The 10,887-nt window shown below is 39.0% G+C and carries 3 protein-coding genes; 1 reads left to right on the top strand and 2 read right to left on the bottom strand.

What is annotated here, in order from left to right; genetic code table 11:
- Nucleotides 1-6,330 (bottom strand): DUF4347 domain-containing protein (locus ACP6PL_RS22290; protein ID WP_426547474.1); only part of this gene is annotated, 6,330 nt, incomplete at its 3' end.
- Nucleotides 6,331-7,079: 749 nt separating this feature from the next.
- Between ACP6PL_RS22290 and ACP6PL_RS22285 the strand changes: the two genes are divergently transcribed.
- Nucleotides 7,080-8,267 (top strand): IscS subfamily cysteine desulfurase, encoded by a 1,188-nt coding sequence (locus ACP6PL_RS22285; RefSeq protein WP_426547473.1) that lies wholly within the window; start codon nucleotides 7,080-7,082, stop codon nucleotides 8,265-8,267.
- 545 nt (nucleotides 8,268-8,812) lie between these two features.
- On the opposite strand, the gene ACP6PL_RS22280 is transcribed toward ACP6PL_RS22285, so the two are convergent.
- Complete coding sequence (locus tag ACP6PL_RS22280; protein WP_426547472.1) at nucleotides 8,813-10,003, bottom strand: glycosyltransferase family 4 protein; 1,191 nt, start codon at nucleotides 10,001-10,003, stop codon at nucleotides 8,813-8,815.
- Nucleotides 10,004-10,887 lie beyond the last annotated feature (884 nt).

Genomic DNA, 10,887 nt, shown 5'->3' with positions numbered 1-10,887 from the left:
TAAGTCATTACCCTGTTGGCCGTGAAGGATATCATTGCCTTCACCACCGTCGAGGCTATCATTACCAGTCAAACCCTGTAGGTTATCATGTCCCTCACCACCTGCAAGTAGGTCATTGCCGTTGTGGCCGTGAAGGATATCATTGCCTTCACCACCGTCGAGGGTATCATCACCGTCTTGACCGTAAAGGGTATCACTGTCTTTAGCACCTGCGAGTAGGTCATTACCCTGTTCGCCGTAAAGCAAGTCTTGGCCGTCACCACCGTTGAGGCTATCATTACCAGTCAAACCCTGTAGGTTATCATTTCCCTGACCACCTGCAAGTAGGTCATTACCCTCTTGACCGTAAAGGGTATCATTGCCTTCACCACCGTCGAGGCTATCATCACCGCTCCAACCCTGTAGGTTATCATGTCCCTGACCACCTGCGAGTTGGTCATTACCCTGTTGGCCGTGAAGCCGATCTGCGCCTTTACCACCACCAATGGTGTCATTGCCATTACCACCGAAAATGGTGTCATTGCGATTAGTACCGGAAATGTTGTCATTGTTATTAGTACCGAGAATGGGTTTATTGCCACCCTCGCCAAACAAACCGCCTACCAATGACAAAGCTCCGCTTATTCCTCTTGCTACTGAGGCAGTAAAGTCTCCGAATGCGCCACCAATGTCGATGCCTAAAACTTCTAATTCTAAGTCATCAGCAAAATCTGCGAATTCATTTAAGGCACTTGCTCCAAACCCGGCAATATTCTTCAAAGCGTTAGTGGTAAATTCACCTACATCACTTAATACCTCACCTACTTTATTAAACGCATTGCCAACGACGTTAACAGCAGAATCAAAGGCTCCTCCTACTGCGTTGAAGGCATCTTTTCCAAGATCGACGACACTATTCAAAGCCTTACCGGCAAATTCAATCCCGTCACTAAATGCCTCAACCACTCCACCTAAACCAAGTTTATCGATCGCTGCATCGACTAAATCATCAATAGAATTTAAAGCGCTGAGTGATAGTTCAAAACCACCCAGTGAGGTATCAACTTTCACCTTTGAACCTGCGAAGGTGCCGTCGGAACCAATTGTCAGATTCGCATGCAAATCAGGTAAGATTGGAAGATTCAGGGTTAAGCCGGTTTTTAATTCAAACCCATCTCTATCTCCTGTTATTTCAGCCTCTAAACTTTGACCCAAGAATCCGAGCTTACCCCCTGCTTTGATGCCACCGTTTGATTCCCCAATTTCTACATCCGAAAGTTTGAGAAGCCCACCGAGCAAACTTAATTCGTCAACTTTGATACCAGAGGTAGAAATATCGAAATCAGCTCTGGCGATGTTAAGTCCGAACAACTCAAGTTGACCATCCCCTCGGAAATATGCCTCACTTGGACTGATTTTCAGGTCTAGATTCAAGTCAGTATCTTGCCCATTGTCAACACCAGATATCTTGACTATTCCTAGTCCCAGGATATCAATCTCAGGTATTTTCAGAGAACCTTCTAAAAAACTTCCAGAAGCTGAGAATGGGTTCATTTCAAAATTGAGGGTGCCTTCTGTGCCTCCCACCTTAACGCCAGCGTTAAAGGCAATCCCTTGTTCTAAAGTCCTTTCCACAACTTTTGTGTCAGCAGGAACAATTTTAATCAACGGATCGGGTAGGTTATCCTTATCAGGGCCATCAATAGAAACAACTGAAATCGGCACCAGACTGCTCAGACTCTGAAACAACTCTCCTGCTGCGTCAATAACCGGTAAATCTGCCGATGCGTTTAGTAAATAAGAATATATTGGCCCAGTTATAATATCAACTAAACCCAGTTCTTCGTTGAGGGTTAATTCTATGGCAAACTTCTGAGGATCTGTAAGATCGACTAAGAAAGCGGAGTCAAAATCATAGTTGCCAAATTTTAAGTCTCCAACAAATCCCACATTGTCAATATATGGTGCGATATAAGTCGCCCCAACTTGAACCCCTAGTTCCCTTAATTCACTATTCGGTAAGCCAAAGGGATTTTTCCAAACTCCATCTGCATCAATATTAAATATTCCAGTGAGGGATTCAGGCTCGATTTTTAATCCACCAGAGAGTGTTAATGGAGGTTCGTTATTTTGAATTGGATCGTAACCTTCTAGGGTAATGCTGCCATCAATTCCTAAATTGGCATCTGTTGCATCCATTTCAAATCCTAATGCAGCATTATCCAGTGTGGCTTTAAAACCTCCGATAGAAATCAAGGGAATATTCCCGGCTAAATTGCCGTCTAAAGAGATATCGTTTTTGCCAATTTCTAGTGCGACACCAACGTTATCTACTCCTAAATATTCATTGATAAATTTAGAAATATCATCGTTGTTGTTGGCAAAATTGACTTGGCCCTCCAACTTAAATTCATCGGCGAAAGATAAATTAGTTTCATCTAACTGAAACTCTCCCAGCACCGGAATATCCCCTAAGATGGAATTCAATTTTAGAGAATCGAGATCGTATTCAAATTCCACTCCTTCTTTAAAGTTAATGTCAAACTCTTTCTCATTCAACAATCCACCAATACCTAATGAGTCGTTTTTCAACTCAAGTTGAGGTTTGGCAAGTACTAGCTGAGTTCCATCTTTATTGTTGTCCGCATCACCCAAAACTACCTCGGCAATTTTATTAACTGCATCGTCAATAAAACTCAGGGAACTAAAACTATCCCCAATTAAACCGTTCAAATCGAAGGTAACATCTTCTAAATAGGTAACAGAAATCCCTTGACTTGATAAGGATAAACTGGCATTCCCAAAGCTTTTGATTTTATTACTGATATCGGAGGGTAAGGTAACACCTGGCAGTAAACCGTCAAATAGATCGATCAGTTGGTTGGGAGAAAATTCGCTGACGAATAGTTCATAATTTTGGTTCCCAGCCTCGTCTTTAGTAATTCCTAAACCGGGATTACTGACTGTTAGGGGTTGAGATATAACATTATCGCCCAAGCCTAAGCTAGAAAGGAGGCTATTAATGGTGCTGGAAATGTTGAGGTTGTCCAGATAAGTAACAGTAAGTCCATCATCGTTCAATTCAACATTGAAGTTGGCTAAACTACCCAAAGCAGTTATTAATTCTTTGGCAAATTCTGGCAATTCTGTTCCGGCAATCTCCTGGAAGGCATTTGTCAGCTTCGCGCCATCAAGTTCTGGTAAACCGAACTTCAGTCCACTCAGCTTAGGAATTGTATTCTGAACATCACTGATATCGAAACTGAAATCAATTTTTTCCCCGTTAAAATCACCTGCAAAGCTTAATTCTTTGGTATTATTTGTTGTCTCGTACTCTATTCCGGGTTTGGCTAGAACAAGCTGAGTTCCTTCTGTGTCTGCATCACCATCTCCTAAAAGAACTTCGGTGACAGTATTAGCGGCATCTTTAATAAAATCACTGTCGGTAATACTACCCACTATATTGTTGACATCTAAGGTGACATCATCTAGATAGGTAATGCCAAATCCTTGGTTAGATGCGGTGATATTCACCTTACCTACTTTGTTGAGTTGCCCTTGGATACTATCGGGTAATTGTACTCCCAAGGTATCACTCAAGAACTCTACTGCTTCTGTGGGTGAAAATTCTCCAACGGAAGCTTCATAAATTTTCTTCCCTGTATCGTCTGTTGTTACTCGTAAACCAGGTTTGGTTACATTTAGATCGGACAAGACATTATCGCCCAAGCCTAATGTAGAAAGGAGGCTATTAATAGTGCTGGAAATATTGAGTTCACCAGGATAAGTCACACCAAATCCATTATCGTTAAATTCAATATCCAAACTGGCTAAACCACCCAAAGCAGTTATTAATTCTTTGGCAAATTCTGGTAATTCTGTTCCTGCAATCTCCTTAAAAGCATTTGTCAGCTTCGTGGCATCAAATTCTGGCAGTTCAAACTTCAAATCACTCAACTTAGGAATCTGAGAACTGCTAACATTATCGACATCAAAACTGAGGTTAAAACTTGCCCCGTTAAAACTGCTGGCTAAACTTAACGTTTTATTATTATCTTTATTGGTATATTCTACTTCCGGTTTCGCTAAAACAAGCTGAGTACCCTCTTTATTTTCGTCCCCATCTCCCAACAATACCTCAGTAATGGTATTAGCAGCATCCTTGAGCAAGCCATCGCTATCAATTAGGTTGTTAACGTCTAAAGTGATATTATCCAAATAAGTCAGACCAAATCCTTGTTTCGATGCGGATAAGCTCACATTGCCTACTTTGTCAAGTTCGTTTTGGATAATATCCGGTAATTTCAGTCCTGCTTCACCAGTCAGGAAGTTGACTGCTTCAGTTGGAGAAAATTCGCCAATATTGACTTCGTAAAGACGTTGGCCATCTTCCTGTTTTTTAATCCGCAACCCAGGATTTTTAACCGTTAATTTTTCTAAGTCAATTGTTAATCCTGCTTCTGAAGCGACTGTTTCCACAATATTACCAATATCTATCGTCTCTAGATAGGTAATCTTGATTTCGTCTTTCTTCGGTTCAACCTTGAACTTTTTAGCCTCATTGATAATAGGGTTCAGTAAATCTTTGGCAAATTGAAAATCAGCATCAATAGTGGGAAGTAAACCACTAATGAAATCTGTCGGCAGTGACGGAAATTCGATGGTGGGAATGCCATTGACAAAAGCAATATCCAAACTGGGCATCTCAAAGTTGAAGTCTGGCAACCCAGGCAAGTCTACCCCAAAACCCTGGAGAAAATCACCAAAGTTTAAATTTAAGCCTTCTATCCTGAAAAAGTCAGTACCAATACTTAATGATAGGTTTGGTAAATTTGGCAGCTCGAAAAGAAAATCAAGACTCGGTAGAGAAAGGCCAAAACCATCAAATAAAGATTTAAGATTGGCAATGGGTAAATTCGGCAGGGTGAAGTTAAAGTTAGGGATGCCATCCAGGAATGATAATTCAAAGTCCAATCCCTCTAAATTCAAGCTTGGCCAATCAAAACTCCCTAGTTCCGGCAGATCAATTCCTGGAATGTTGAGAGAGAAACTACTCAGGAGATTTGATAAGTCTAATCCATCAAAACCGGGCAAACTAAAGCTCAAATTTGTCGGAGTCCGATAATGTATAATTACCAGCTCTTCATTAATTGTACTCTCGAGCCTAATTTCAGTTTCTCCATCTTGAGTTACCTCTAAACTACTATTCTCAAGGGTAATTTTAGTTTCATCACCCAAACTCTTCTCAATATTCTCAATGGCCTTTTGCACAAAAGCAATCTGACTATTGCTATCTACTGCATCGCCAATATCAATAATATCGTTAATACTAAGCTCAACTGGTTGGGCATAATTAACTTTTACACCTTTATCAGACAGGACCAAATCCACATTTCCTGTACTACTGACTCCGTTGAATAAACCCGCACTATTACTGAGTTGTCCCAACCCATTCATTATTTCTCCAACTGGAACTCCGGAAACAGAAAATTCATAACCCGTAGGATTTTGGGCTGTTCCTTGGACGACTAGAGTAGGATTGGTAGCGGTAATCTGTTGAGTAATAGGGGTTAAATTCAGTTTCGCCAGAATTTCGTTGATATTGGCAGTAAGATCCAGAGTTCCATCATAGGATGCAGTGATTTGATTGTTCCCTTCCGTAATTGAAACATTAGGAACAGGGTTGTTTTTATCGATCCATTCTTGAGCGAATAAGGGGAGTCCAGATACTATAGAGTCACCAGTATCCAATACCGAAGCATAATTTACTAAACTTTCTGAAGTAAAAGCCGGAACAAATTGTCCTTCACCCAAACTAATTTCCAACTCCCAGTCGCCACCCAAAGCAGCATTCCCGGTTAAGTTAGCCGAAGCTGCAATATTAGCTTTAGTCAAACCTCGTACTTTTGCCAGAAATTCTGTGCCTGTATTTCCCGCAGCAACTTCACAACCATAGATAAATAAATTGGGCGAGGGAACTTCAATAAACCACTGTTGTAGCTCTTCAGTATATTTATCTAAAGTTTCCAAACTCAGTTGAGTATTTCCTAAGTGCAAACACCCAGGGGAACCGTGGGACAAAATATGTAGCGTTTCTATCCCTCGATAGTTCCGTAAAATCTGAGTTATTTGTTGGACACCATCGCGATCCGGGTTCAAAACCATCCCATAAATACCAGGTTTAATACCCTGAAGTAACTGTTGATAGTCATCAACACCTGCATCAATAACTACAAGTTCGCGGGCATCAGCTATAGATACCTTAATAGAATTAGTAACTTCTGTTAGGGAGTATTGGCAGAAGGAGAAGGAGCTTGTTACGGTTGTTTGGAACACAGAATTAGTTTGCATAGGTATTTGCTTCCGGAACTAAAGATGATAATGATGGATAGAAAGTAGTAGATACAGATGCCGATGACTGAAAAAACCTGATTTCAATCTAGTTCAGAGGTAGAATAAAATTTGGCTTCTAAGATATTACTTGTACAAATATAATTTTTTTTTTCAGTCAATGTAAATTGATAAATTTACTGAATTAAGTTTTGATTAAATCAAGTGAAAGTAAGTAATTTCTTGTATTGTTATATTTAATCATCCATTTTTATGTATTTTTACAGACAAAGATAAATTGTTCAGTATTGATACGGAAGCCAGAAATTTAAAAAATTAAATCAGATTAATTAACTAGCATAAAAATTTGTTTTGATTCGTAGCGGAAAACAAATTAATTGATGAATGAAATCCGGTTATGCGATCGGCGTTATAATAGGGTAGTAGTGGAGTGACACAGCTCATTGAAGCGATCGTAAAGTCTTTGTTTGTAGTTGGGCTTTAGCCCTAAGAAACTGTTTGTCAACTCATAAAAACCTCTCTCCTACAAGGAGAGAGGCTTTGAAACCCCCATTCCCTTGTAGGGAAGGGGGGGAGGGGGGTTAGGTTTTTAGGATTCATCGGTTTCATCCAACACTTCTCAAACAGTTTCTAAGATAAATATGGGAGGGCTAAAGCCCAACTACGAGCCTAATCCCACAAACCTAGTTTCTAATGCTGTAAAATATGAGAACATAGAATATACTACTACCAATTATTAAGCGATCGCTATGTTAAAACGTCCTATTTATCTCGACTACAATGCTACTACTCCTCTGGATGAACGAGTATTAAAAACAATGTTGCCTTATTTCATCGAACATTTTGGCAACCCCGCTAGCATAACTCATCAATATGGTTGGGAAGCAGAAGCAGCAGTGAAAAAAGCTAGAGAAATTTTGGCTGCAGCTATTAACGCTACTCCTGAAGAAATTATCTTTACCAGTGGAGCCACAGAAGCAAATAATTTAGCTATCAAAGGAATAGCAGAAGCTTACTTCGATAAAGGCAAACATATTATTACAGTCGCTACCGAACATAATGCAGTTTTAGATCCCTGTACATATTTACAAAATCTAGGATTTGAAGTTACTTATTTGCCTGTAAATACAGATGGAATTATTGATTTAAACACCCTAGAAACAGCTTTGCGTGAAGATACAATTCTCGTATCTGTTATGGCAGCAAATAATGAAATTGGTGTCTTACAACCCTTGGCAAAAATAGGAAAAATTTGCAAAGAAAATTCCATTATTTTCCATACTGATGCTGCACAAGCTATTGGTAAAATTCCCCTTGACGTACAGGCAATGAATATCGATCTAATGTCATTAACTGCCCATAAAATTTACGGACCAAAAGGTATTGGTGCTATCTATGTGCGTCGTCGCGATCCAAGAGTAAAACTAGCGTCTCAAATACATGGGGGAGGACACGAACGAGGAATGCGTTCCGGTACTTTGTGTACGCCTCAAATAGTTGGTTTTGGTAAAGCGGTGGAAGTGGCGTTAGCAGAAATGGAGTCGGAGGCAAAACGGTTAACCAGTTTGCGACAACGGTTATGGGAGAAACTGCAAACATTGGAAAATATTTTTCTCAACGGACATCCTACGGAGCGTTTGCCTGGAAATTTGAATATTAGTGTTGAGGGTGTAGATGGACAAGCGTTATTGTTGGGGTTGCAAGGTGTGATGGCAGTTTCTTCTGGTTCCGCTTGCACTTCCGCTAAAATTGAACCTTCTCATGTTTTGCAAGCATTAGGGCGTTCAGAAAAGTTAGCTTACGCTTCTGTGCGTTTTGGTATTGGACGGTTTAATACTGTTGAAGAAATAGATATAGTAGCAGAAAAAGCGATCGCGACGATTAAATCTTTACGTCAAGCAAGTAGAAGTCAAAAGTTAGAAGTTAAAAGTCAGTAGTGGCGAATGGCTATTCGCCACTACACTCGGAGCACAGACTAAATTTCAGAGGCGCGAGAATGTTCTAATATCATGTGCCCCCTCCGGGGGAGCTACGAATTGCGGATAATCACTTATAAGAAAATTTTTGTTTGTAGTAGGGCTTCAGCCCGAACTGTAGATAGGGCTGAAGCCCTACTACGAACTTTAATTATATATAACTTTTAACCGAACATAACATAACCCCCCTGGCGACTGCTACAAAAGTCAAAAGTCGAGTAGTCAACTGTTTCACCTAAAATAGTGCATCAGGGAGTAGGGGAGAAAGATTGTTGTTGGGTTTCGGGTTCCCTCAACCCAACCTACATCTATTACAACATTTAAGATGAAACAGTCCATTAGGGTGTATTATACCATTTTGAAAAAAGAATATTACGAATAGTTTGGTCTACAAAAATGATTGAAGTCAGATGTATATTTTGCAGAATCCAATTATTTCACGGTCAAAAATGATAATAACACCTCTTTCTACTGACTACTGACTCCTGACTCCTGACTTCTCCTTTTTATTGCCAAACCACCTGCAACCTTTCTGCTACTACTCTCTGATACACTCCATCTGTTTGTTTTGCTATCCTACCCCAAGAAAATTTATACTCTAATTCCTGATAAGCATTATTTACTAACTGCTGAACAAAGCTAGGATCTTTCAAAGCTTCTAGAATGCCCCATGCTAGGGAAGTCGGATTACCAACTTTGGTAACAATACCTGTTCTACCATGTTCAACCACTTCTGGCAAACCACCTGTATCCGAAACCACGACTGGCACCCGTGCTGCAAAACTTTCTAGGGCAACAATACCAAACGGTTCATAAAGACTCGGAAATACTGCACAGTCGGCGATCGCTTGAAATTGATGTAAATTTTCTTCAGACATAAACCCTGTGAAACAGAATCTTTCCGAAATTCCCAAATTCCAGATTTCTTCTTTCCAATGATCTGTTTTGCCACCACCAATCATAATAAATTTTACCTTACTGCCGATTTCTGCAATTACTTTTGGTGCAGCATGAATTAGCACTGACAATCCTTTTTCTGGAGTCATTCTACCTAAATAGTAGACAATTTTTTCTTCATCTTCTGCAAAATGCCGACGGAAATGTACAGAATCAAATTCATCTCGACTTGGTTTTTTTTCAGGACAAATTCCATTATAAATTACATCTATTTTATCCCAAGGACTATCTAAGGTTCTTGTTACATCTCCTCGCATATAGTTAGAGCAAACAATAACTCTCCAAGCATTATAAACTAGCTCTTTTTCTTTTTCATGAATGTACTGTTGACTATGATTATGAATACCATTGTGGCGACCATTTTCTGTAGCATGAATAGTAGCTATTAGTGGTAATCTAAATATATGTTTAAGAGCGATTGCTGCATCTGCAACTAGCCAATCATGGGCATGAATTATATCAAAATTTTTCTCCTCTGTGATTAGTTTTCCCCCATGACGACCCATAGCTTCATTCATATTTGCTACCCAATGAAAGAAGTTTTGACTTGGCCCTACTGGTACTCTATGGACTTCTATTCCATCCACAATTTCATACATTGGCGCTTCGCCAGACTTAACTGTGACTAAATGAACTTCATGTCCTAATTTAACTAATTCTGGGTATAATTCTGCAACATGACGTGCTATTCCTCCAATAATTCTTGGTGGAAACTCCCAACTTAATACCAGAATCTTCATGACTACCAACTCCCAAATTTTTACAATTGTTACAATTCTTAATCTTTAGTAATTTAACTCTAAAGATTCTTGATTAATATTTAATAATTTTCCTGATAAATATCACAGATATTTTAACCTAACTATTCTTTAGCAGTTAGGTCAATTCCGGTTAATTACCATACCAAAAAATCTTGTTAATAATGCTACGTAGTTATAATTTTATTTTTATACTATTTTTTGATTTTTGTCAAGGCCATCAAGTTAATTAAACACAGCTTAGATTATGTTATTGAGCAACTCAGAGATTAGAATGTCACTCTGGTTAATAACTATGATTACTTAGAGTTCAGATATCATTAATTTCAATTAACTGAAGATATCAAAGAATCAACAAGAATTAAGTGCAATGCCAATTAGATAAATTTTTACTACAAATTCTTAGCTAGGGTAGTCGTCAGATTGAGAAGTTATTGGTAGGAGATATAAGGTATCAGGACATTATAGTAGTCAATAATTGTCACTATTGGTACTTCCTACTTTTATAATAAACCTATTCTTTATAAGATTGAATTCTCAAATTGGTATAAGCATACAAATATGAGGAATTATCAAAAAATATTAAGCAACGTATAGTTCTTTATAGCATCAAAGTTGAACACTATTTCTTTGAGAGTAAATTTCTGAATGAATAGCAGGAAATTAAAGAATTAAGAATTAAGAATTAAGAATTAAGAATTAAGAATTAAATAATTCAGGTTTAAAGCCTCCTCTTTCAAGAGGAAAAAGCGGTCGTTTGCGGAGCATTCCGAAGGATGGGATGCCGAGGTTTCCTCGCCATATCCAATCGACCAAGAGAGCGGTCGTTTGCGGAGCAGTCCGTTAGGATGGGATGCCGAGGTCTC

It is taken from the genome of Dapis purpurea BLCC-M126 (assembly GCF_050015975.1).
Lineage (GTDB): Bacteria > Cyanobacteriota > Cyanobacteriia > Cyanobacteriales > Microcoleaceae > Trichodesmium.
This window is presented reverse-complemented; position numbering and strand designations above follow the sequence as displayed.

What these genes read in the sequence shown, in the direction of transcription:
- ACP6PL_RS22285 (WP_426547473.1), top strand. Translation starts at nt 7,080, where the DNA reads ATGTTAAAACGTCCTATTTATCTCGACTACAATGCTACTACTCCTCTG.
- ACP6PL_RS22280 (WP_426547472.1), bottom strand. Translation starts at nt 10,003, where the DNA reads ATGAAGATTCTGGTATTAAGTTGGGAGTTTCCACCAAGAATTATTGGA.